This is a genomic window from Pseudomonas sp. P20 (assembly GCF_016463925.1).
Classification (GTDB): domain Bacteria; phylum Pseudomonadota; class Gammaproteobacteria; order Pseudomonadales; family Pseudomonadaceae; genus Pseudomonas; species Pseudomonas aeruginosa.
In genome coordinates this window covers 33,345-57,383 of the sequence record NZ_JAEMVM010000016.1, presented here as the reverse complement: position 1 = coordinate 57,383, position 24,039 = coordinate 33,345, and the positions used below count along the sequence as shown (strand labels likewise).

20 protein-coding genes are annotated in these 24,039 nt (G+C 65.4%); 12 read left to right on the top strand and 8 right to left on the bottom strand.

The genetic code is table 11. From position 1 onward, the window contains the following. The first annotated feature begins 80 nt into the window (after positions 1–80). Positions 81–1,679, top strand: a complete 1,599-nt coding sequence (locus JHD77_RS21035; protein ID WP_003123313.1) for an ABC transporter substrate-binding protein — start codon at positions 81–83, stop codon at positions 1,677–1,679. Between the two features lie 67 nt (positions 1,680–1,746). Here JHD77_RS21035 and mdpA read toward each other — a convergent pair whose 3' ends face one another. Continuing rightward, positions 1,747–2,964, bottom strand: a complete 1,218-nt coding sequence (gene mdpA / locus JHD77_RS21030; protein ID WP_003107426.1) for a metallopeptidase MdpA — start codon at positions 2,962–2,964, stop codon at positions 1,747–1,749. A gap of 167 nt (positions 2,965–3,131) precedes the next feature. Between mdpA and psdR the strand changes: the two genes are divergently transcribed. After that, positions 3,132–3,695: a transcriptional regulator PsdR gene (psdR, locus tag JHD77_RS21025; protein ID WP_003094433.1), complete on the top strand. Its 564-nt coding sequence runs from the start codon at positions 3,132–3,134 to the stop codon at positions 3,693–3,695. 67 nt (positions 3,696–3,762) lie between these two features. Here psdR and JHD77_RS21020 read toward each other — a convergent pair whose 3' ends face one another. Then, positions 3,763–3,903 carry a hypothetical protein gene (locus JHD77_RS21020; RefSeq protein ID WP_153549509.1) on the bottom strand — a complete coding sequence of 47 codons (141 nt, stop codon included), beginning with the start codon at positions 3,901–3,903 and terminating at the stop codon, positions 3,763–3,765. A gap of 57 nt (positions 3,904–3,960) precedes the next feature. Between JHD77_RS21020 and JHD77_RS21015 the strand changes: the two genes are divergently transcribed. From JHD77_RS21015 to JHD77_RS20985, 7 genes are all read left to right on the top strand, one after another. Beyond that, entirely contained in the window at positions 3,961–5,562 is a 1,602-nt protein-coding gene (locus JHD77_RS21015; protein WP_003158413.1) for an ABC transporter substrate-binding protein, read from the top strand. A 224-nt stretch (positions 5,563–5,786) separates the two neighbouring features. Continuing rightward, positions 5,787–7,241, top strand: a complete 1,455-nt coding sequence (locus tag JHD77_RS21010; protein WP_003120938.1) for an OprD family outer membrane porin — start codon at positions 5,787–5,789, stop codon at positions 7,239–7,241. 49 nt (positions 7,242–7,290) lie between these two features. Further along, positions 7,291–8,886 (top strand): ABC transporter substrate-binding protein, encoded by a 1,596-nt coding sequence (locus JHD77_RS21005; RefSeq protein WP_031756832.1) that lies wholly within the window; start codon positions 7,291–7,293, stop codon positions 8,884–8,886. Positions 8,887–8,953: 67 nt separating this feature from the next. After that, complete coding sequence (locus tag JHD77_RS21000) at positions 8,954–9,964, top strand: ABC transporter permease subunit (protein ID WP_003110329.1); 1,011 nt, start codon at positions 8,954–8,956, stop codon at positions 9,962–9,964. A gap of 11 nt (positions 9,965–9,975) precedes the next feature. Then, a complete protein-coding gene (locus tag JHD77_RS20995; protein ID WP_003112858.1) occupies positions 9,976–10,887 on the top strand; it encodes an ABC transporter permease subunit in 912 nt (303 codons plus the stop codon). Positions 10,888–10,939: 52 nt separating this feature from the next. Beyond that, on the top strand, positions 10,940–11,914 hold the full coding sequence (locus JHD77_RS20990) for an ABC transporter ATP-binding protein (protein WP_031756834.1): 975 nt from the start codon (positions 10,940–10,942) through the stop codon (positions 11,912–11,914). Continuing rightward, positions 11,914–12,885, top strand: coding sequence for a peptide ABC transporter ATP-binding protein (locus JHD77_RS20985; protein WP_031756837.1), 972 nt, complete (start codon positions 11,914–11,916; stop codon positions 12,883–12,885). The genes JHD77_RS20990 and JHD77_RS20985 overlap by 1 nt, the downstream gene beginning before the upstream one ends. A gap of 32 nt (positions 12,886–12,917) precedes the next feature. On the opposite strand, the gene JHD77_RS20980 is transcribed toward JHD77_RS20985, so the two are convergent. Beyond that, on the bottom strand, positions 12,918–13,550 hold the full coding sequence (locus JHD77_RS20980) for a LysE family translocator (protein ID WP_003105452.1): 633 nt from the start codon (positions 13,548–13,550) through the stop codon (positions 12,918–12,920). A 141-nt stretch (positions 13,551–13,691) separates the two neighbouring features. On the opposite strand from JHD77_RS20980, the gene JHD77_RS20975 reads away from it, so the two are divergent. Then, the gene (locus JHD77_RS20975; RefSeq protein ID WP_003094456.1) at positions 13,692–14,165 is read left to right on the top strand and encodes an Lrp/AsnC family transcriptional regulator; all 474 of its coding nucleotides are present in this window, start codon (positions 13,692–13,694) and stop codon (positions 14,163–14,165) included. A gap of 4 nt (positions 14,166–14,169) precedes the next feature. On the opposite strand, the gene JHD77_RS20970 is transcribed toward JHD77_RS20975, so the two are convergent. Genes JHD77_RS20970 through JHD77_RS20960 form a run of 3 tightly spaced genes read right to left on the bottom strand, consistent with a single transcriptional unit; the run spans position 14,170 to position 16,525 of the window. Beyond that, on the bottom strand, positions 14,170–15,099 hold the full coding sequence (locus JHD77_RS20970) for a biotin-dependent carboxyltransferase family protein (protein WP_031756839.1): 930 nt from the start codon (positions 15,097–15,099) through the stop codon (positions 14,170–14,172). Continuing rightward, positions 15,096–15,773: a 5-oxoprolinase subunit PxpB gene (pxpB, locus tag JHD77_RS20965; RefSeq protein WP_003116237.1), complete on the bottom strand. Its 678-nt coding sequence runs from the start codon at positions 15,771–15,773 to the stop codon at positions 15,096–15,098. The genes JHD77_RS20970 and pxpB overlap by 4 nt, the downstream gene beginning before the upstream one ends. Further along, a complete protein-coding gene (locus JHD77_RS20960; protein WP_003112852.1) occupies positions 15,770–16,525 on the bottom strand; it encodes a 5-oxoprolinase subunit PxpA in 756 nt (251 codons plus the stop codon). The genes pxpB and JHD77_RS20960 overlap by 4 nt, the downstream gene beginning before the upstream one ends. A 129-nt stretch (positions 16,526–16,654) precedes the next feature. On the opposite strand from JHD77_RS20960, the gene lpxO reads away from it, so the two are divergent. Then, positions 16,655–17,554, top strand: coding sequence for a lipid A hydroxylase LpxO (gene lpxO, locus JHD77_RS20955; RefSeq protein WP_031756841.1), 900 nt, complete (start codon positions 16,655–16,657; stop codon positions 17,552–17,554). 517 nt (positions 17,555–18,071) lie between these two features. Here the strand turns inward: lpxO and JHD77_RS20950 are convergent. Together JHD77_RS20950 and piuD are read right to left on the bottom strand one after the other, a co-directional pair. Further along, positions 18,072–20,624, bottom strand: coding sequence for a PepSY domain-containing protein (locus JHD77_RS20950; RefSeq protein ID WP_031756842.1), 2,553 nt, complete (start codon positions 20,622–20,624; stop codon positions 18,072–18,074). A 215-nt stretch (positions 20,625–20,839) separates the two neighbouring features. Further along, positions 20,840–23,140: a TonB-dependent siderophore receptor PiuD gene (piuD, locus tag JHD77_RS20945; RefSeq protein ID WP_003104896.1), complete on the bottom strand. Its 2,301-nt coding sequence runs from the start codon at positions 23,138–23,140 to the stop codon at positions 20,840–20,842. Between the two features lie 217 nt (positions 23,141–23,357). Between piuD and JHD77_RS20940 the strand changes: the two genes are divergently transcribed. Continuing rightward, the gene (locus tag JHD77_RS20940; protein ID WP_003145945.1) at positions 23,358–24,038 is read left to right on the top strand and encodes a Fe2+-dependent dioxygenase; all 681 of its coding nucleotides are present in this window, start codon (positions 23,358–23,360) and stop codon (positions 24,036–24,038) included. The last annotated feature ends 1 nt before the right edge of the window (position 24,039 follow it).

Here is a 24,039-nt window from a genome sequence, read left to right as displayed (position 1 = left end):
CCGCGCCGCCCCGCCACGAGCGAGGCGGCGCCTCTCCCCGGGGCGGCCGACCCGGCCGTCCCGCTCCAGAGGAGTCATCCATGCGACCACGCTCTGCCCTGCGCTACAGCCTGCTGCTGCTCGCCTTCGCCGCCAGCGCCGCCATCCAGGCCCAGCCGAAGACCCTGGCGGTGTGCACCGAAGCGGCGCCGGAAGGGTTCGATCCGGCCCGCTATACCTCCGGCTACACCTTCGACGCCTCAGCCCATCCGCTGTACAACGCGCTGGCCGCGTTCGCTCCGGGCAGCGCCACGGTGATCCCGGCCCTGGCGGAAAGCTGGGACGTCTCCGCTGACGGCCTCGTCTACACCTTCCGCCTGCGCCAGGGCGTGAAATTCCACAGCACCGACTACTTCAAGCCAACCCGCGAATTCGACGCCGACGACGTGCTGTTCAGCTTCCAGCGCATGCTCGATCCGCAGCACCCCGCCCACGACCTTTCGCCCAGCGGCTACCCCTACGCCGACGCCATGCAACTGCGCGACATCATCGAGCGCATCGAGAAGATCGACGAACATCAGGTGCGCTTCGTCCTCAAGCACCCGGAGGCGCCGTTCCTCGCCGACCTGGCCATGCCGTTCGGCTCGATCCTCTCCGCCGAATATGCCGGCCAGTTGATCGCCAGGGGCAAGGGCGACGAACTCAACAGCAAGCCGATCGGCACCGGCCCGTTCGTCTTCACCCGCTACCGCAAGGATGCCCAGGTGCGCTACGCAGCCAACCCCGACTACTGGAAGGGCAAGCCGGCCATCGACCACCTGGTGCTGGCGATCACCCTCGACCCCAACGTGCGCGTGCAGCGCCTGCGCCGCAACGAATGCCAGATCGCCCTGACGCCCAAGCCCGAAGACGTCGCCGCGTTACGCCAGGACCCGCAACTGACGGTGCTGGAAGAAGCGGCGATGATCACCTCCCACGCCGCGATCAACACCCGGCACGAACCGTTCGACGACCCGCGCGTGCGCCGGGCGATCGCCATGGGCTTCAATAAGCCGTCCTACCTGAAGATCGTCTTCGGCGATCAGGCCCGTCCGGCCATCGGCCCCTACCCGCCGATGCTGCTCGGCTACGACGACAGCATCCGCGACTGGCCCTACGACCCCGAACGGGCCAAGGCCCTGCTGAAGGAAGCCGGCGTCACCCCGGACACACCCCTGAACCTCTACATCAGCACCGGCAGCGGCCCCGGCGGCAACCCGGCGCGAGTGGCGCAACTGATCCAGTCCGACCTGGCCGCCATCGGCATCCGGGTGAACATCCGCCAGTTCGAGTGGGGCGAGATGGTCAAGCGCACCAAGGCCGGCGAACACGACATGATGCTCTACAGCTGGATCGGCGATAACGGCGACCCGGACAACTTCCTCACCCACAACCTCGGCTGCGCCTCGGTGGAGTCCGGGGAAAATCGCGCGCGCTGGTGCGACAAGGGCTTCGACGAAGCCATCCGCAAGGCGCGCATGAGCAACGACGAGAGCCAACGGGTAGCGCTGTACAAGGAAGCGCAGCGGATCTTCCACGAGCAGATGCCCTGGTTGCCGCTGGCGCATCCTTTGATGTTCGACGCGCAACGCAAGAACGTCAGCGGCTACCGCATGAGCCCGATGTCGGCGCGGGACTTTTCGCGGGTGAAGCTGGACTGATCGCTGCGCCGCACGCGGGAAGCCCTGGTCCTTGCCTTCCCGCGTGCGGCGTTATCGTTCGGCCGGATCAGCCGCCGAGGCCGAAGGGATCGTCGATGGACGGGCTCGGTTGGGTGAACCAGCGCGGTCCTTCCTTCGTCATGTAGAAGTGATCCTCCAGGCGAATGCCGAACTCGCCGGGCACGCAGATCATCGGTTCGTTGCTGAAGCACATGCCGACATCCAGCGGCGTGCGATCGCCACGCACCAGGTATGGGCCTTCGTGGACGTCCATGCCGATGCCATGCCCGGTGCGGTGCGGCAGGCCAGGCAGGCGGTAGTCCGGCCCCAGGCCGTTGGCCTCCAGCGAACGCCGCGCGGCGGCGTCCACCGCCTCGCAGGGCTGGCCCAGACGCGCGGCCTCGAAGGCCGCCAGTTGGGCGTCGCGCTCCATCCCCCAGAATTCGCGCTGGCGTGCGCTAGGCGTGCCGAACACATAGCTGCGGGTGATATCCGACTGGTAGCCGTGCACCTGGCAGCCGGTATCGATCAGCACCATGTCGCCATCCTTCAGCACCTGCGCATGCTTCACCCCATGCGGGAAGGCACTGGCGGCACCGAACAGGACGATGCAGAAGGTCGAACCGGGCGCGCCCACCTTGCGGTGCGCCTGGTGGATGAACTCGGCGACTTCGGTGGTGCTGATGCCTTCGCGGAGAATGCTCGCCGCGGCCTTCTGCACTTCCAGGGTCATGTCCTTGGCCCGCTGCATCAGCGCCAGCTCCTCGGCCGACTTGCGCATCCGTCCCTGGTCGATCAGCGGCGCGGCGCTGACGAAGTTCCTGCCCGGCGCCTGTTGGCGCAAGCGCTCGAACATGCCGAACGGCAGGCTCGGACACAGTGCGACCGTGCTGCGCTCGCCCACGCCGAGCGCCTCCAGGCGATCGAGCAGCAGGCGATAGGGATCCTGGTGTTCCTCCCAGGTGTGGATGGCGCCATCGACCACCTGGAAGTCGCGCACCGTACCTTCCTCGAAGGCCGGCGCAAGGTATTCGAGGGCGCCCTCGGCGGGCAGTAGAGCACCCACCAGGCGTTCACTGGGGTGCCATTGCACGCCGCTGAAGTAACGCAGGTTGCTGCCTGCATGCAGGTACGCCGCGGCGATGCCATGCTCGCCCATCCACGCCTGGGCCGCGGCGATTCGCGCACGGTAAGACGCCAGGCCGATCGGCTGCGCGCCGTCCATCATGTTCCGCAGACGCTCCAGCGCCTGCGCAGGGGTACTCCCGCCAACACCCACGGTCATTTGTTGTTCTCCTCGTCTGGACCGGGCTGAAATTTAAGTCGAGCTTAAATTCAGGTCAAAACAAATTTTCAGTCACACTTAAAAATAGGGGTTCGGGTAGTTCATCTGTCAGACTTTATTGACGCCCCGCGCTGGGTATACTGCGCCTTTCAACAAGAGTCTCCCCAATGACCGTAGACCGCATCGGCGAACGCCTTCGTCGCTATCGCCGCGCCGCCAAGAAGACCCTGCACCAAGTCGCCAGCGAATCCGGTCTCACCGCGAGCTTCCTCTCCCAGGCGGAGCGCAACCTCACCGGTGTATCGATCTCTTCCCTGGCCAACATCGCCAAGTCGCTGAATATCCCGCTCAATGCCCTGTTCGACCAACCGGCACAACCCCAGCCCGACTCCCACGAAGGCGAGCGGGTACGCTACACCATCGAGGGCCAGCCGCTGGCCTACGAACGCCTGTCCAGCTCCTTCCCCGGCAACCTGATCAATGCGGTCAAGATGAACATGCCGGTGGGCTACCAGTCGGAGCTGATCTCCCATGAGGGCGCCGAGTTCTCCTACGTCCTGTCCGGGCAGATCGTCTACACCATCGAGGGGCGCCAGTACCCCCTCGGCGCCGGCGACTCGGTGCACTTCGACGCGACCAAGACCCATTGCCTGGCCAACGTCGGCAGCGATGTGGCGGAAGTCCTGACCATCACCACCATGGGCCTGTTCGACGACCATCCGACGCCCTGAGCCAGTCCGTAGCGCACCTTCCCATCCTGTCAGGCAAACGTTTTCGCAAGAGAAATGTTAGTCGTGCTTAATTTTCGTTGACCACAATTTCAGCATGACTTAATTTCGGCATCAGCGAATCGTCGACCAACAACAAACGGACGATCGCTGTCGCCGCACAGGGTCCATGGCTGTCACCCGCCATCCATGGAAAGGCGAGAGTTGCCATGGCCCATAAGGCCGATCCTCAGACGATGCCCTTAGAAAAAGAAAAAATGAGGTTTGCATGCGTAAGATCCTTCCCCTTCGGGCCTGGCTGGCAGCCGGTCTGATCCTCGGCTCCCCGTTCTCCCACGCCGCCAGCAACCTGGTGTTCTGCTCGGAGGGCAGCCCGGCCGGCTTCGATCCCGCCCAGTACACCACCGGCACCGACTACGACGCGACCTCGGTCACCCTGTTCAACCGCCTCGTCCAGTTCGAGCGCGGCGGCACCCGGGCGATCCCGGCCCTGGCGGAAAGCTGGGACATCGGCGACGACGGCAAGACCTACACCTTCCACCTGCGCAAGGGTGTGAAGTTCCACAGCACCGACTACTTCAAGCCGACCCGCGAATTCAACGCCGACGATGTGCTGTTCACCTTCCAGCGCATGCTCGACAAGAATCATCCGTTCCGCAAGGCCTACCCCACCGAGTTTCCCTACTTCACCGACATGGGCCTGGACAAGAACATCGCCAGGGTCGAGAAGCTCGACGAGCACAGGGTGAAGTTCACCCTCAACGAGGTCGACGCCGCCTTCATCCAGAACCTGGCGATGGACGTCGCCTCGATCCAGTCCGCCGAGTACGCCGGGCAGTTGCTCGAGGCCGGCAAGCCACAGCAGATCAACCAGAAGCCGATCGGCACCGGGCCTTTCATCCTGAGCCGCTACCAGAAGGATGCGCAGATCCGCTTCAAGGGCAACAAGGACTACTGGAAACCCGAAGACGTGAAGATCGACAACCTGATCTTCTCGATCAACACCGACGCCGCGGTGCGCGCGCAGAAGCTCAAGGCCGGCGAGTGCCAGATCACCCTCAACCCACGCCCCGCCGATCTCAAGGCCCTGCAGGAAGCGGCGAACCTGAAGGTGCCCTCGCAGCCAGGCTTCAACCTCGGCTACATCGCCTACAACGTCACCCACAAGCCGTTCGACCAGCTCGAAGTACGCCAGGCGCTGGACATGGCGGTGAACAAGCAGGCCATCATCGACGCCGTCTACCAGGGTGCCGGGCAACTGGCGGTGAACGGCATGCCGCCGACCCAGTGGTCCTATGATGAAACCATCAAGGACGCCCCGTTCGATCCGGCCAAGGCCCGGGAACTGCTGAAGAAGGCCGGCGTCACCGAGGGCACCGAGATCACCCTGTGGGCGATGCCGGTGCAGCGTCCCTACAACCCCAACGCCAAGCTGATGGCGGAGATGATCCAGGCCGACTGGGCGAAGATCGGCATCAAGGCCAGGATCGTCAGCTACGAATGGGGCGAGTACATCAAGCGCGCCCATGCCGGCGAGCATGACGCCATGCTGTTCGGCTGGACCGGCGACAACGGCGATCCGGACAACTGGCTGGCGACCCTCTACGGCTGCGACTCGATCAACGGCAACAACGTATCGAAATGGTGCGACGCGGCCTACGACAAGCTGGTCAAGGCTGCCAAGCGGGTCTCCGACCAGGACAAGCGCAGCGAGCTGTACAAGCAGGCCCAGCACATCCTCAAGGAGCAGGTGCCGATCACCCCGATCGCCCACTCCACCGTGTACCAGCCGATGAACAAGTCGGTGCATGACTTCAAGATCAGCCCCTTCTCGCGGAACGCCTTCTATGGCGTAGCCAACCAGCCCTGATGCCGACGCCACCCCGGTCGTGAAACGACCGGGGTGCAGAAGAACGGCACGACCCGTACTTCATTTCTTTGCTTTTCCTGCCCGTGTTCCAGAACGGCGCTGCGCGCGTTCCGCCAGGAGCGCTCGCCTCGCCGTATTCGACCGCCGCGCCCAGGCGCGGGCGAAACCGGCGCAAACCTGGTGGGTAAAACAGGTGCCATGACAACAATAAAGGGAGCAATCAGGTGATGAGATACCAACGAGTGACCGGCGCGACGCTGGGATTGGCCTTGATGGCATCGGCCGCGCCAGGCTGGGCAGCGGACGAGCAGGCAACCCCGCCGACCCCGGACAATCCCAGCTACGCCGCCCAGGTGCAGAGCATCCCCAGCGTGGAGAAACCGATCAAGGGCCAGGCCGGCGCCAGCGGGCTGTTCGAGGGGCAGAGCCTGACCCTGACCACCCGCAACTTCTACTCGCGGGAAAACATGAAGGACAGCTTCACCTTCCGCATTCCCAAGGCCGGCGGCGGCTCCCAGCGCATCCACCAGCGCAACGCCTGGGTCCAGGGCACGGTGCTCAAGTACAGCTCGGGCTACACCCAGGGCAGCATCGGCTTCGGCTTCGACGTCGCAGCCTTCAACGAGATCGCCCTGGAGCGCGGCAAGGGCCGCATCGGCGGCGGCGGCAACCGGACCCTGGCGAACAGCGATGGCGAGGCGATCGGCGAGTGGTCCAAGCTGGGCGTCGCCAACATCCGCCTGCGCGCCTCGAATACCGAATTCAAGGCCGGTCGCTTCCTGGTCAACACTCCAGTGTTCAGCTATATCGACAACCGTGCCCTGCCCTCCAGCTTCACCGGCTTCGCCGTGACCAGCGAGGAGCTGGACAACCTCAGCCTGCAGGCCGGCAGCTTCCGCAAGGTCAGCCCGCGGACCGGTTCCGGCGACGAGGACATGACCACCGAGTACGGCACCCGCCAGGTCAAGGGCGACCGCCTGAACTACCTGGGCGGCAACTACAAGCCGCTCGACGGGCTGGAAATCTCCCTCTATGGCTCGCATTTCCAGGACGTCTGGAACCAGTACTACCTGGGCGTGACCCACGACATCGGCGACCTCGAGAACGGCATCGCCCTGCGCACCGCCTTCAACGGCTACCACACCGGCGACACCGGCGCGCGCGAGGCCGGCTACATCGACAACGACACCTGGAGCCTGGCCTTCACCCTCGGCCATCGCGCCCACGCCCTGACCCTGGCCTACCAGCAGGTCGACGGCAACGAATACTTCGACTACGTGCACGAGACCTCGGCGATCTTCCTGGCCAACTCGATGCTGGCCGACTACAACAGCCCCAACGAGAAGTCCGCGCAGATCCGCTACGAGACCGACTGGAGCTACTACGGGGTCCCCGGCCTGAGCACCGGCGTGTGGTACGTGAAGGGCTGGGACATCGACGGCACCCACTACGACGGCGATCGCAACGGTGCCTACGGCAACTACGCCGAGGTGCGCGCCCAGGACGGCGAGAAGCACCACGAGCTGGGCCTGATGGCGGCCTACAAGGTGCAGAACGGGCCGATCAAGGACAGCACCTTCAAGCTCACCTACATGATGCACAAGGCCAGCCAGAACCAGGTCGACGGCAGCGTCAACGAACTGCGCCTGGTCAGCACCTTCCCCTTCAACCTGCTGTAAACCTGCGACAACCGGCGGCCCCGGCGACGGGGCCCACGAGGAGGACCCCATGCTCCATCCGTTGCTCCGACACCTGCCCCTGGCCCTGGCGCTATGCGCCGCCGGCGCGGCCCAGGCGAAGAACCTGGTGGTCTGCACCGAGGCCAGCCCGGAAGGCTTCGACATCGTCCAGTACACCGGCGCGGTGACCGCCGACGCCTCCGCGGAAACCGTGTTCAACCGCCTGCTCGCCTTCCGCCCCGGCACCACCGAGGTGATCCCGGGGCTGGCCGAGCGCTGGGACGTCAGCGCCGACGGACTGAGCTATACCTTCCACCTGCGCCCCGGCGTGAAATTCCATACCACCGACTACTTCAAGCCGACCCGGAGCCTGAATGCCGATGATGTGCTGTGGACCTTCCAGCGCGCCCTCGATCCGAAGCATCCCTGGCATGCCTCGGCGCTGCGCGGCTACGCCTACTTCGACGCGATGGGCATGGGCGAGCTGATCAAGTCGGTGGAAAAGGTCGACGAGCTCACCGTGCGCTTCGTCCTCAACCGTCCCGAAGCGCCGTTCCTGCGCGATATGGCGATGCCCTTCGCGTCCATCTATTCCGCCGAGTACGGCGACCAGTTGCTCGCCGCCGGCAAGCAGGGCCAGCTGAACAACCAGCCGATCGGCACCGGGCCGTTCGTCTTCAAGCGCTACGCCAAGGACGCCCAGGTCCGCTATACGGCGAACCCGGACTACTACGCCGGCAAGCCGCCGATCGACAACCTGGTGTTCGCCATTACCCTCGATCCCAACGTGCGCATGCAGAAGGTCCGTGCCGGCGAGTGCCAGGTCTCGCTGTACCCGAAACCGGAGGACGTGCCGCGCCTGAAGCAGGACCCGAACCTGGCGGTGGACGAGATCGATGCCCTGCTGACCACCTACATTGCCATCAACACCCAGCACAAGCCGCTCGACGACCCGCGCGTGCGCCAGGCGATCAACCTCGCGGTGGACAAGAAGGCCATGCTCGACGCGGTGTTCGGCCCCGGCGCGGCCACCCCTGCGGTCGGTCCCTACCCGCCGACCCTGCTCGGCTACAACCACTCGATCCAGGACTGGCCGCACGACCCCGAACGTGCAAAGGCGCTGCTCAAGGAGGCCGGCGCGGAAAACCTGAAGATCACCCTGTTCATTCGCAACGGCACCTCGCCTACCATCCCCAATCCGGCTCTGGCGGCACAGATGCTGCAAGCGGACCTGGCCAAGGCCGGCATCCAGATGACCATCCGTTCGCTGGAGTGGGGCGAGCTGCTCAAGCGTTCGAAGGCTGGCGAGCACGACCTGTCGCTGCTCGGCTGGGCCGGCGACAACGGCGACCCGGACAATTTCCTCAGCCCGAACCTGAGCTGCGCCGCCGCCGAGTCGGGGGAAAACCAGGCGCGCTGGTGCGACAAGGACTTCGAGGCGCTGATGCGCAAGGCCCGCGAGCTGAGCGATCCGGCCGAGCGGGCGAAACTGTACGAGCAGGCCCAGGTGGTATTCCACGAACAGGCACCGTGGATTCCGCTGGCCTACCCGAAACTGTTCAACGTCCGGCGGAACACCGTCCAGGGCTATGTGATCAATCCGCTGAGCAACAACAACTTCGCCACCACCTCGGTGAAGCCGTAGAAGAACAAGGGCCACAGCCCCGTCGATGGCGGGGCGCATGGCTCGCGATGAGGAGTTACCCGCCACCATGCTTAGTTTCATTGCTCGACGACTGGGGCTGCTGATCCCCACCTTCTTCGGCGTGACCCTGCTCACCTTCGCGCTGATCCGCCTGATTCCCGGCGACCCGGTGGAAGTGATGATGGGCGAGCGCCGCGTCGACCCGCAGATGCACGCCGAGGCCCTGCACCGCCTGGGCCTGGACAAGCCGCTGTACCAGCAGTACCTGGACTATGTCGGCAACCTCGCCCAGGGCAACCTTGGAAAATCCATACGCACACATGAGCCTGTCTGGAATGAGTTTCTCACGCTATTTTCAGCCACCCTGGAACTTTCATTCGCAGCAATGCTTTTTGCCGGCACACTCGGCCTCCTAGCAGGAGTGGTAGCCGCACTCAAGCGAGGTTCGATTTTTGACCACGGAGTAATGACAATATCTCTAGCGGGCTACTCAATGCCGATTTTTTGGTGGGGCCTGCTCTTGATCATGCTCTTTTCCGTTTCATTAGGCTGGACTCCTGTTTCTGACCGTATCGGCGTGCTGTATGAGGTGGAGCCGAAGACCGGCTTCATGCTCATCGACACCCTGCTCTCCGACGAGGAAGGCGCGTTCCTCGACGCCGTGCGCCACCTGATCCTGCCGGCCATCGTGCTGGGCACCATCCCGCTGGCGGTGATCGCCCGCATGACACGCTCGGCGATGCTCGAGGTCCTGCGCGAGGACTACGTGCGCACCGCCCGCGCCAAGGGCTTGTCGCCGGCCCGGGTGGTCTTCGTGCACGCCCTGCGCAACGCGCTGATCCCGGTGCTGACGGTGTTAGGCCTGCAGGTCGGCACCCTGCTCGCCGGCGCGGTGCTGACCGAGACCATCTTCTCCTGGCCGGGCATCGGCAAGTGGCTGATCGACGCCATCAGCGCTCGCGACTACCCGGTGGTGCAGAACGGCATCCTGCTGGTCGCCACCCTGGTCATCCTGGTCAATTTCGTCGTGGACATCCTCTACGGCCTGGCCAACCCACGCATTCGCCACCAACGCTGAGGAGCGAGCCGATGAACGCCATGCACAACGCTCCCGCCAGCGACCCGAGCCTGGTCTACCCGTCCCCGCTGAAGGAATTCTGGCAAGCCTTTACCCGGAACAAAGGTGCCGTCGGCGGCCTGCTGTTCATGCTGCTGATCGTGTTCTGCGCGCTGTTCGCCCCCTGGGTCGCGCCCTACGATCCGAGCGAACAATTCCGCGACTTCCTGCTGACCCCGCCGTCCTGGCTGGAGGGCGGCCAGGCGCGTTTCCTGCTCGGCACCGACGAACTGGGCCGCGACCTGCTCTCGCGGCTGATCCACGGCGCCCGCCTGTCGCTGCTGATCGGCCTGTCCTCGGTGGTGATCTCGCTGGTCCCCGGCATCCTCCTCGGCCTGCTCGCCGGCTTCTCGCCGAACCGTGCCGGGCCGCTGATCATGCGCCTGATGGACATCATGCTGGCGCTGCCGTCGCTGCTGCTGGCGGTGGCCATCGTGGCGATCCTCGGCCCGGGCCTGATCAACACCGTGATCGCCATCGCCATCGTCTCGCTGCCGGCCTACGTACGCCTGACCCGCGCCGCGGTGATGACCGAGCTAAACCGCGACTACGTCACCGCCTCGCGCCTGGCCGGCGCCGGCACCCTGCGACTGATGTTCGTCTGCGTGCTGCCGAACTGCATGGCGCCGCTGATCGTCCAGGCCACCCTGAGCTTCTCTTCGGCGATCCTCGACGCCGCCGCCCTCGGCTTCCTCGGCCTCGGCGTGCAACCGCCGACCCCCGAGTGGGGCACCATGCTCGCCTCCGCCCGCGACTACATCGAGCGCGCCTGGTGGGTGGTCAGCCTGCCCGGCCTGACCATCCTGCTCAGCGTACTGGCGATCAACCTGATGGGCGATGGCCTGCGCGACGCCCTCGATCCGAAACTGAAGAACGCGGCATGAGGAGCACAACCATGAACAGCGCATCCGTATCCGCGCCACAGGAGACCGCCGCATGAGCCTCCTCGATATCAAGAACCTCAGCGTACGCTTCGGCGACACCACCGCCGTGCCCGTGGTCGACGGCCTCGACCTGAGCGTCGACAAGGGCGAGGTGCTGGCCATCGTCGGCGAGTCCGGCTCCGGCAAGTCGGTGACCATGATGGCCCTGATGGGCCTGATCGACGCCCCCGGCTGGGTATCCGCCGATCACCTGCGCTTCGACGGCCACGACATGCTCACCCTCAAGGGCCGCCAGCGCCGGCGCATCGTCGGCAAGGACATGGCGATGGTCTTCCAGGACCCGATGACCGCCCTCAACCCCAGCTACACCGTCGGCTACCAGATCGAGGAGGTTCTCCGCCTGCATCTCGGCCTGCGCGGCAAGGCCCTGCGCCAGCGCGCCCTGGAACTGCTCGAAAGGGTCGAGATCCCGGCCGCCGCCAGCCGTCTCGACGTCTACCCGCACCAGCTCTCCGGCGGCATGAGCCAGCGCGTGGCGATCGCCATGGCCATCGCTGCCGAGCCCAAGCTGTTGATCGCCGACGAGCCGACCACCGCCCTCGACGTGACCATCCAGGCGCAGATCATGGAGCTGCTGCTGAACCTGCAGCGCGACCAGGACATGGCGCTGATCCTGATCACCCACGATCTCGCCGTGGTCGCCGAGACCGCCCAGCGCGTCTGCGTGATGTACGCCGGCGAAGCGGTGGAGATCGGCGGCGTGCCGGCGCTGTTCGACCGCCCGACCCATCCCTACACCGAGGCGCTGATCAAGGCGATCCCCGAGCACTGTGCCGGCGAAGCCCGCCTGGCCACCCTACCCGGCATCGTTCCGGGGCGCTACGACCGCCCGCGCGGTTGCCTGCTGTCGCCACGCTGCCCCTATGCCCAGGAGCATTGCCGCCAGGAGCGGCCGGCCCTGGAGGCGCACGAGCGCGGCGCGGTGCGCTGCTTCTATCCGTTGAACCTGCTGAACGAGGTGGCCTGATGGAAACCGTTCTGACCGCCCGTGATCTGACCCGTCACTACGAAGTCTCCCGCGGCCTGTTCAAGGGCCATGCCCAGGTGCGCGCGCTGAACGGCGTATCGTTCGAACTGGAAGCCGGCAAGACCCTCGCCGTGGTCGGCGAGTCCGGCTGCGGCAAGTCGACCCTGGCGCGCGCCCTGACCCTGATCGAGGAACCCACCTCCGGCTCGCTGAAAATCGCCGGGCAGGAGGTCAAGGGCGCCAGCAAGGACCAGCGCCGGCAGTTGCGCCGCGACGTGCAGATGGTCTTCCAGAACCCCTACGCCTCGCTCAATCCGCGACAGAAGATCGGCGACCAGTTGGCCGAGCCGCTGCTGATCAACACCGCGCTGTCGCGCGAGGAACGCCGCGAAAAGGTCCAGCAGATGATTCGCCAGGTCGGCCTGCGGCCGGAGCACTACCAGCGCTACCCGCACATGTTCTCCGGCGGCCAGCGCCAGCGCATCGCCCTGGCCCGGGCGATGATGCTGCAACCCAAGGTGCTGGTGGCGGACGAGCCGACCTCGGCCCTCGACGTGTCGATCCAGGCCCAGGTACTGAACCTGTTCATGGACCTGCAGCAGCAGTTCCGCACCGCCTACGTGTTCATCTCGCACAACCTGGCGGTGGTCCGCCACGTCGCCGACGACGTCCTGGTGATGTACCTCGGCCGACCGGCGGAGATGGGGCCGGCGGACAAGCTCTACGAGAACCCGCTGCATCCCTATACCCGCGCGCTGCTCTCGGCGACCCCGGCGATCCACCCGGACCCGACGAAGCCGAAGATCCGCATCCAGGGCGAACTGCCGAACCCGCTGAACCCGCCGGAGGGTTGCGCCTTCCATAAGCGCTGCCCCTACGCCACCGAGCGCTGCCGCAGCGAGGTGCCTGAGCTGCGCCTGCTCGACCAGCGCCAGGTGGCCTGCCACCACGCCGAGCAATTCCTCGGCTGAGCGCCACGGGGCGCTCGCCGCCCCGCAGCCCTTCAGAGCTGGCGCAGCAGCGCCAGCCTTACCCCGAACCCTATCAACAACCCACCGAAGCCCCACTGCTGCAGGCGCTGTGCCCGCGGCCGGGACGCCAGCCAGCGGCCCAGGCGGCCACCGGCCAGCGCATAGGCGCAGTCGAAGGCCAGGCCAACCAGAACCAGGACCGTACCGAGCGCGGCGAACTGGACGGCCAGCGAACCGGCTTCGGGGCTGACGAACTGCGGCAGCAGCACCGAACAGAACAGCAGGGCCTTGGGGTTCAGCAGGTTGGTCAGGAGTCCGCGCAGCAAGGCCCGGCGGTCGGCGTGAGGGACCACCGGCGCGGAACCCGCGTCGCTGGTCGGCAAGGCCAGTCCGCCACCGCGCAGCATCTGCAGGCCAAGCCAGGCGAGGTAGGCGGCGCCAAGCAAGCGCACCAGGTCGAAGGTCCAGGGAGCGGTACGGAACAGCAGCGCCAGTCCAGTCGCGGCCATCAGCACATGGCAGGCCCGAGCCAGCGCCAGGCCGAGGGCGGTGACCAGCGCCGCGCGACGGCCCTGGCGGGCGCCGGTCTGGAACAGCAGGAGCATGTCTGGTCCGGGCACCAGGTAAACCACCGCCAGGGCAATCAGGAAAGCGCTCGTGTCCATCGTATCGGCTCCAGGAAGGTGACCCGGATAACGATTCTATGCCCGCAAGGCAGGGCAGGTGCTTGCGTTTTCCACCAGCCTATCCATTCTATTTGGCAGTAAATTCCACTCTCTGGAGACTATCCATCCGGATATGCCAAGATGAAACTCGACGCCTATGACCACCGCATCCTCGCCGCCCTCCAGCGCGACGGCCGCCTGAGCAACGTCCAGTTGGCCGAGGAGATCGGCCTCTCCCCGTCCCCCTGCCTGCGCCGCGTGCGCCTGCTGGAAGAGGCCGGGGTGATTCGCGGCTACCAGGCCAGCATCGACCGCGACGAGGTCGGCCTCGGCCTCACGGTGTTCGTCGGGATCAAGGTGGAACGCCACCGCCAGGAGCAGGCCGAGGCCTTCCACCGTGCGGTGGTCGACCTGCCGGAGGTGATCTCGGTGCACCTCGTCTCCGGCGAGTCGGACTTCCTCCTGCAAGTGGTGGTCCCCGACCTGCGCGCCTACGAACGCCTGCTCAGCGAGACTCTGCTGCGCCTGCCCGGGGTCAGCGACATTCGCAGCAACTTCGCGATCAAGACGGTCAAGGCGCCCTCGCCGCTGCCGCTCGGCCACCTGGCCGGCTGAGCGCTCAGCCGCGGAAGAAGCGGTAGAAGCGCAGCAGATCGGCCTGCTGCGTCGCCAGGTCGCTCTCGACGAAGGTTACCTCGCTATGCGCGGGGCTTTGCGCCAGGCGCGAGAGGTCCAGTGGATGGACGAAGCCCAGCAGCGGATAGCCGCCCATGCTCTGGCGGTCGGCCATCAGCACGATGGGTTGGCCATCGGGCGGAACCTGGATAGCGCCCTCCACCACGCCCTGCGACCAGGCGCGCGGCGCCCCGCGCAGTGGCTCGCCGGCCAGGCGGACACCCATGCGATCGGACCGCGGGCTGATTCGCCAGGCGCTGGCGAAGAAGGCTTGCCGGCTGGCTGCGTCGAAGGCCGCCGCATCGCCGCCGAGCAGCACGCGCAAGGGCCGCTGCTGCCGGTAGTCCGGCTGGAAACGCCAGGGCACGCTGGCATCCCACGGACACGCCGCTCCCGCTTCGGCACACGGCAGGCAATCGCCCTCCGCCAGGATCCGGCCATCGCCCTGTAAACCGCCGAGCCCGTCGCGAACCTGGCAGGCGACGCTGCCCAGTACCGGCCTCGCCCGGAAACCGCCGGCGCAGGCCAGGTAGGCACGCTGCCCGGCCTCGGCGAAGTCCAGTTCGATGCGTTGCCCGCGGCGGACCCGGAAGCGACTCCAGGGCAGGCATTCGCGACCGTCCACCGTCAGCGCCAGGCGCGCTCCGGTCAACGCCAGCCAGGTCGCCTCCACCCTGCACTCCAGCACCAAGCCGCCGAAAGCGATTTCCAGCAATGGCGTCCCCCAGGGATTACCGAGCAGACGATTGGCCCAGGCTGCCGCCTGGCGGTCCAGAGGGCCGCCCGGGGATACGCCGAGGTGCTGCCAGCCGCGCCGGCCGTCGTCCTGCAGCAGGCTCTGCGGACCCGCCTTGACGACCCGCAAACCATTCATTCGCGCCCGCCCAGGTCGAGGAAAGCCTCGCGCCCGATGGCGACGAAGCGCACCCGGTCGCCCAGCGCCAGTGGGCACGGAGGAGTGGCGGCCGGATCGAAGGGACGCCACGGACTGCGTCCCAGCAGGTGCCAGCCGCCGGGCGAGGCCTGCGGATAGATCGCCGTCTGCGCCTCGGCAATGGCCAGGCTGCCGGCCGGTACGCGCGCCCGCGGGGTGGCCCGCCGCGGCAGGACCAGGCGCGGATCGAGGCCGCCGAGGTAGGCGAATCCCGGAGCGAAACCGATCGCGCCGACCCGGTATTCGGCCGCGCTGTGCAGTTCGATCACCCCTTCGCCAGTCAATCCGCAGGCAACCGCTACCGTCGCGAGGTCCTCGCCGGCGTACCAGACGGGAATCTCGTGCAGGCGCCCGGCATCCTCGGCGGGGCGCCAGGCATGCCACTCCGCCAGCAGCGGACCCAGGCGTTCTTCCAGTACCTGCGGAGCGATGCGGTAGGGGTCGTAATGCAGCATCAGGGTGGTCCAGCCCGGCACCAGATCCCTGACGCCTTCGCCGAGCCCCTCGCGCAGACGTCTGGCCAGCTCGGCCAGGCGCACAGACAGGTCCACTTCGGGCTCTTCGGCGAGCGTCAGCAGCAGGGCTTCGGCACCAGCGGGTTCGATGCGGATCACAGGCTGTCCAGGGCCGCGCGCAGGCGCCGGAGGACCGCCAGCGACTGCGGGTTGTCGCCATGCACGCAAAGACTGTCGGCGGTCAGGCGCAGCGGGTTGCCGTCGTAGTCGGGGAAGGCTTCGCCGCGGGCGATGGCCAGGGCCTGTTCGATGATCCGCTGCGGATCGTGATGCACCGCGCCGCCAAGCCGCCGCGGCGCCAGCCGACCGTCCGGCAGGTAGGCGCGATCGGCGAAGGCCTCGAACAGCAGCGGCACGTCGGCCTCGTCGGCCAGTTCCAGCTCGCGGCCGTTGTCGGCCAGGGCCAGCACCATCAGCGGCAGGCCCTTGCGATAGGCGGCGCAGGCGTCGAGCACGGCGCGCAGCAGCTCATCGTCGCCGACCAGGTCGTTGTACAGCGCGCCATGCGGCTTGACGTAGGCCACCTGGGTACCGAGGGAACGGCAGAAAGCGTCCAGCGCGCCGATCTGGTACAGCACCATGGCATGCACCTCTTCGGCAGAGCAGGCCAGCGAGCGCCGGCCGAAGCCGCTCAGGTCGGGATAGGCAGGGTGCGCGCCGATGCTCACGCCATGGCGTACCGCCAGCTCCACCGCGCGCCGCATGGTGAGCGGGTCGCCAGCGTGGAAGCCGCAAGCCAGGTTGGCCTGGTCAACCAGCGGCATGCTGTGGACATCGTCGCCCATGCGCCAGGCGCCAAAGCTTTCGCCCATGTCGCAGTTGAGCAGGATACGCCGGCCGGTGTCGTTCATTGTGCGCTCCTTTCGAGGCCAGGATTACGGAAAAATGAGCGCAGTGCTGGCGAATTAGCGTCAGGTAGCATACTCAGGCACTGAGAACAGGAGTAAATTCTCCTCTTTTGCACCGACGACCTTGCATTCATGAAAGTTCTCATCCTGGCGGCCTATGCGCTGAGCATCCTCTATGTCCATTTCCGCGGCCGGGTACGCCACAAGCTGTCGCGCCAATTGAGCGACCACTCCAGCTTCCTCGCTCCGATCAACTGCCTGATGTACCTGTTCTCGAAGGTACCGAACCGCCCTTACCTGGCACCGCAGACCTTCCCCGAACTGCAGGTTCTGGTCGACAACTGGCAAGCCATCCGCAGCGAGGCGCTGCACCTGCACGACGCCGGCAACATCAAGCGTTCCGAACAGTACGACGATATCGGTTTCAACTCGTTCTTCAAGAGCGGCTGGAAGCGCTTCTACCTGAAATGGTACGACGAGGCCCATCCCTCCGCCGGACAACTCTGCCCGCAGACCACCGCCCTGTTGCGGCAGATTCCCTCGGTCAAGGCGGCGATGTTCGCCGAACTGCCGCCGGGCTCGAAGCTGGTGCGACACCGCGATCCCTACGCCGGCTCGCTGCGCTTCCACCTGGGACTGTTCACCCCCAACGATCCGGCCTGCTTCATCGAGGTGGACGGCGAGCGCTACCACTGGCGCGACGGCGAGGCGGTGGTGTTCGATGAAACCTTCATCCACTACGCGGAAAACGCCACCGAACACAACCGCATCATTCTCTTCTGCGACATCGAGCGGCCGCTGACCCAGGGCTGGGCCACCGCCTTCAACCGCTGGTTCAGCCGCAACGTGATGGCTGCCGCGGCCGCCCCGAACAACGCAGGCGACCGGACCGGCGGACTCAATCGGATCTTCGACAGCCTCTACAAGATCCGCCTGCAGGGCAAACGTTTGAAGAAGCGCAACCGCAAGCTCTACTACCTGCAGAAATGGAGCTTCTTCGCCCTGGTACTGGCTTTCATCCTGTGGATCTGAGGCCCGGCGACGCAAGGCCCCGATAGCTCCGTGGGGCGCATGACGGCGTCATCCGCCGACACCCAGCCGAAATGGCGGATAACCGCTCTGCGGTTATTCGCCCTACGCCACGGACAACGCGAAGTCCCGATAGCTCCGTAGGGCGCATGACGCCAACGGCGTCATCCGCCGATACCCCGCCGAAATGGCGGATAACCGCTCTGCGGTTATTCGCCCTACGCCACGGACAGCGCGAAGTCCCGATAGCTCCGTAGGGCGCATGACGCCAACGGCGTCATCCGCCGACACCCCGCCGAAATGGCGGATAACCGCTCTGCGGTTATTCGCCCTACGCCACGGGCGGCGCGACGTCCCGATAGCCCGTAGGGCGCATGACGCCAACGGCGTCATCCGCCGATATCTCGCCGAAATGGCGGATAACCGCTCTGCGGTTATTCGCCCTACACCCCGCAAAGCCCGGCAGTCCCAGTAGCTGGCAACGAAAAGGCTCCCTTGGGAGCCTTTTTCATTCATCCGTTCAGTACACGTCGCGTCGGTAACGTCCTTCGTCGGCCAGGCGTTGCAAGGCCTCCTCACCGAGCACTTCGCGCAGTACCCGGTCGACACCGCCGGCCATGCCCTGCAGGCTGCCGCAGACGTACAAGGCCGCGCCCTCGTCGATCCAGCGCCGCAGTTCATCCGCCGCTTCATGCAGGCGGTCCTGGACATAGATCTTCCCCGCCTGGTCGCGGGAGAAGGCCAGGTCCAGGCGTTGCAGCTCGCCCCTGGCCAGGGCCTGCTCCAGCTCCGCACGACAGTAGTAGTCGTGGGCGAAATTGCGTTCGCCGAACAGCAGCCAGTTGCGCTTGCGCCCGGCGGCAATGCTGGCGCGCAACAGGCTGCGCAGGCCGGCGAGCCCGGTACCGTTGCCGATGAGGATCAGCGGCACGTCATCCTCCGGCAGGTGGAAGCCCGCGTTGCGGCGCAGGCGCAGGGTCAGCGCGGCGCCGAGCGGCAGGTACTCGGTGAGCCAGCCGGAGCAGATGCCCAGGCTGCCGTCGGCATGCTGCTCCTGGCGTACGATCAGTTGCAGGTCGCCATCGCTCTGCAGCGACGCGATGGAGTACTGGCGCACGGAAAGCGGAATCAGCGCATCCAGCAGCGCCTGCGGGTGCAAGCCGACCAGGTGTTCGAAAGAGTCCGGCAGCAAGCGCCCAGCCAGGGCCTGCTCCAGGCTCTGCTCGATGCCCTCGACCGCCACCCGCGCCTGGCCGTCCAGGTTATGCCGCTGCAGCCATTCGCGGATGCGCGCGGGCGCCTGGTGCGGGACGATCTCCAGCAGATCGCCGGCGCGCCATTGGATGGCGCTGTCGGTCGGCGCACGCAGGTCCAGCAGCCAGGTCGACTCGCCCTGGCTGCCAGGATTCAGGCACTCCCGCCGCGCCAGCGACCAGACCTCGAAGGCCGGCGCTTCCCAGGCCGCCGGGGCGGCACCGCCGGTCACCTCGGCCAGGCTTTCCTGCCATTGGCGCAGGGCCGCGGCGTCGCCATCATCGACCTCCACCGGGGCGAACAGGCTCCGCGCGCCCTGCCCCTGCAACCAGCCCTGCATGCGCCGGGCGAAGCCGCAGAACTGCTCGTACTGGCGATCTCCCAAGGCCAGCAGGGCGTAGCTCAGGCCATCGAGGCTGGCGGCCTGGCCAAGCACCTTGCGTTCGAAGCCGCGGGCGCTGTCCGGCGCCTCACCGTCGCCGAAGGTGCTGACCACGAACAGCGCCTTGCGCGCCTCGGCGAGTTGCCCGGCATCCAGGCGCGCCAGCGATTCGACCCGCACCGGCAACCCGGCCGCCTGCAACTGGCCGGCGCTCTGCCAGGCCAGTTGCTCGGCAAAACCGCTCTGGCTGGCGTAGCCGATCAACCAGGGCTCGCCGCTGGCGCCGGCGCTGCCGCCCAGGTCGGCGCGGCTCGCCCGTACCGCGCGTTTCTTGCGCCGGCGGTCGAGGTAGAGCAGCCAGCCGGTGATGAAGAACAGCGGCATCGCCAGGCTGGCGAGCATCATCAGGATGCGTCCGGCCATGCCGAAATAGCTGCCTACGTGCAATGCATAGACGCTGGCCAGCAACTGGCTGCCGAAAGAACGGTCGCTATAGCGCTGGTCGCTTTTCACCTGGCCGTTGGCCGGGTCCAGGATCAAGGTGTTGAAGGCACGCTCGTGCGGCGCGTCGGTCAGGCGATAGAACACTGTCGCCGGCTGGCCGCCCGCCGGCGGCAGGCGCAGGTTGTAGGCCTGCAAGCGGTCGCCGCCGGCCTGGCGGATGCTGTTCCATACCGCCGCGTAGTCGACCACCAGCGGAGCCGCATCGGCCGGGCGCTCGCCACGTCCGCCCGGCTTGCCGCGCTGCGCCTGCTGGCCGGCGGGCGCGTCGTCGAGCAGTTTGAACAGGCCGTTGCGGTACCACTCGTAGGACCAGTACAGGCCGGTCAGCGCAGCCAGCAGGTAGAGCGCCAGGCACCAGGTGCCGGCCACGGCATGCAGGTCCCAGTTGAAACTGCGCCCCTTGCGCGACCAGTCGAGGGTCAGCCAGGCGCGCCAGTCGAAAACCTTGCGCGGCCAGCGCAGGTAGAGACCGGACAGGCAGAAGAAGATCAGGATCAGGGTGCAGGCGGCGGTGACCTGCTTGCCGTACTCGCCCATGGCGAGGAACCGGTGCAGTTGCATCATCAGGTTGAAGAAACCCTCGCCGCGTGGCTCGCCGACGAAAGCCCCGGTGTAGGGATCGATCCAGCGCGACTCGCCGCGGCGCTGTCCCGGCGGCGGGGTATAGAAGATCCGCCCGGCCTTGTCGCTGTCCATCTCGACCCAGACGAAGGCCACTTTCCGCCCCGGCTCGGCACCTTCGATACGGCGCACCAGTTCGTCCAGCGGCAGCACACCCTCGGGGCGCTTCTGCACCACCAGCACGTCAGGGTTGAGCGCGCGCATCAGCTCGTCCTGGAACGACAGGGTCGCTCCGGTGACGCCCATCAGCGCCAGCACCAGGCCGGCGCTGATACCGAAGAACCAATGCAACTGGAACCAGACTTTCTTCACAGGATCACCTTCACGGCCGCCGCGCGGCAACAACGGGACTACGCCGACGCCAAGCGCCGGCCAGACGACACGAGGACGTCGGCGGGCAATTCTATTTGATAATCAGTTGCGATAAAGCCGAATTAACGTTCTTTACGCTCTATTTACCCACCTGGATGCGGGAAAGCCCCATCCCGCAGGGGGAATGGGGCTTTCGTGGGGAGCGAGAGCGGCTGTCAGAAGTGGAAGTTGGTGCTGAACAGTATCGTCCTTCCAGCGGCCTGGGACGCATAGTGCGCCGCATAGGCTTTGTCGAAGTACTTCTTGTCGAACACATTCTGCACGTTCAACTGGAAATCGACGTTCTTGCTCAGTTTGTAGCTGGCCATTGCGTCATAGCGCCAGTAATCGGGGACATAGACGGTATTGCCAACGTCGCCATAGACCTTGTCGACATAGAAAGCCCCGCCGCCGATGGTGGTCTTCGGGAAGATGTCATAGGTGGTCCAGAGACTGAAGCTGTTCTTCGGCGTATTTGGCATCTCGTTGCCGTTGTTGGAAGCCGCCGATGCGTTCACATTGCCGTTACGCCCAGCCTTACCGGCATCGACCAACTCGCTGTCCAGGTAGCTGTAGCCCGCGAACACCTTCCACTTCTCGGTCAGCTTGCCGCTGGCGCTCAACTCCACGCCGTCGACGCGGGATTGTCCGGCGTTGTCGTAGGTCTGGTTGGCGACCAGGATGCGGGTATTGTCCTTGTCGGTGCGGAAGATCGCGGCACTCAGCTCCAGCCGCTCGTTGAAGAAAGCCCACTTGGTACCAAGCTCGTAGTTCGTGGTTTCTTCCGGCTCAAGGTTGTTGCTGATGGCGAACCCGTCGACAGCATTCGAGGTATCCCCATTATCGAGCATGCTACCCGGCGGCGTAGCCGAAGTGGCGTAGGACGCATAGATGCTGCCGTTGGGTACAGGCTTCCACACCAAGCCTGCCTGCCAGTTCCAGAAGCTCGACTTGTCGCTGAGTTTGGTAGCGGGTCTTACACCGTGGTTCTTCGCCGTAGTTTCGAAACTATCGAAGCGCGCGCCAATATTGACCTGCCACTGCTCGTTCAGGTCGATGGTGTCGAACGCATATATTGCCTTGGTGGTGCCGACCGTATTCAGCGGCGCATATTTCCGGGTAATACTGCCATTCCATGGATCGTGCGGATTGGGATTTTCCAGACTAGTGCAGTTATAGCCGCTAGGCGCCCCGATCAGCGATGGATTGCACTTGTTGCTGCCCAGGCCGGTATTGGTATCGACGGTATACCCATCGCGCTTGCTGTCTTCTCGGCTGAACTCCAGGCCGGTGCTGAAGCTGTTCTTGAAGCCACCCAGGTAGAACTCTCCAAACAGGTCAGTCTGGTTGACTGCTGTGGTGGTGGTACTTACCCGATTGTTCTGGCGGCGCCAGACCGAGCCATTGTTGATGTTGCCCTGGCTGTCATCCGGTTGTGTCCACAGATAGTCCTGATGACTGTTGCCGTAACGCGAGGTATTGCGAATAGTGAGGCTGTCAGTCAGATCATGCTCAACGGTGATGGTACTGGTATCGATGCGGCTCTTCTGGAAATCGCGCCCCGTCAGCCCATAGAAATTGCCTCGATCGACATTCACCGGTTTGTCCGGATTGTGCTTGCTGCGATCGCTACTCTTGGCATAGGGAATGCCCGAATCCGGGGTATCGTCACTTTCCAGGTGATAATGGCTGACGGTCACTCGGGTCGGCGAGCCAAGACCGAAGGTGAGCGACGGCGCTACGCCCCAGCGACTGACATCGACTTCATCGCGGCCCGCGACATTGGCATCGTGCTTGAGAAGATTCAGCCGGAATGCCGCATTGCCATCGAGGAATTCCTGGTTGAGGTCCAGGGTGTAGCGGCGAGTCTGGTCAGAACCATAGGTGAAGCCTCCATCGATGAAGTTCCCAGCCTTGGCCTGCTTGCTGACGAGATTGAGGCTGCCGCCGGCCGAGCCCCGTCCTCCGAATGCCGAGTTAGGGCCCTTGCTGACCTCGATCTGCTCAAGGTTGAAGATCTCGCGGGTCTGTGCACCAGTATCGCGTACACCATCGACGTAAGTATCGCTTTGCGCATCGAAGCCGCGAATGAATGGCCGGTCACCGGTGGGATTGCCGCCCTCGCCCGCGCCAAAGGTAATACCTGGAACGGTACGCAGTGCATCCTGGAGAGACACGGCGGCGGTATCCTTGATCACCTGCTTTGGTACTACCGTGACGGAGCGCGGCGTATCCAAGAGCGGCGCGGTGTACTTCTTCGACGCCGAGCGGTCGACGTTGTAGGTGGTTTCGTCCTGCTGCTCGCCGACGATGGTGGCCGCATCCAGCGACAGTACGCGGTCCTTATCGGTCTTTTTCTGCCCGGCCTCGTCGGCGTGGGCTGCCTGCGGTGCGGCGATGGCGGTGATGGCGACACCGATGGCCGAAGCCAGCAGACGTTGCGAAGAAACGGCGGTATCCGTGGACTGACGCGACATTCGAAACCCCTCCCCGGGAGCTGTGAAGGTCGCGGAATTTATTGCAGATCAGAATTGTTATCAATTATTACGGATTCGCATTCGACAGGAATTTACATTCTTTACAATTTTCTCATTACATTTTTTCCCATCTCGCTCGTCTACAACCTCTGGCGGTTTTACACGTCCAATGCAAATCAATATCATTGGCAATCATTTCGCCTTCATGGACAGCGCCATGTTGCTGCATATTCCCGCCATCTTCACCGCCGAGGAAGTCTCCCGGATCCGCGCAGCCCTGGAGCAGGCGGAATGGGCCGACGGCAAGGCGACCGCCGGCTACCAATCGGCCAAGGCCAAGCACAACCTGCAACTGCCGCAGGACCACCCGCTGGCCCGGGAGATCGGCGAAGCCATGCTGCAGCGCCTGTGGAACCATCCCCTGTTCATGTCCGCCGCCCTGCCGCTCAAGGTCTTCCCGCCGCTGTTCAACTGCTATACCGGCGGGGGCTCGTTCGACTTCCACATCGACAACGCCGTGCGCGACATCCATGGCGGCCGCGAGCGGGTCCGTACCGACCTGTCCTCGACCCTCTTCTTCAGCGACCCGGAGGACTATGACGGCGGCGAACTGGTGATCCAGGACACCTACGGCCTGCAACAGGTGAAGCTGCCCGCCGGCGATCTGGTGCTCTACCCCGGCACCAGCCTGCACAAGGTCAATCCGGTCACCCGCGGCGCGCGCTACGCCTCGTTCTTCTGGACCCAGAGCCTGGTCCGCGAAGACAGCCAGCGCACCCTGCTATTCGAAATGGACCAGTCGATCCAGCGACTCACCCGCGACGTGCCCGACCATCCCTCGCTGATCCGCCTCACCGGTACCTACCACAATCTCCTGCGGCGCTGGTCGGAACTCTGAA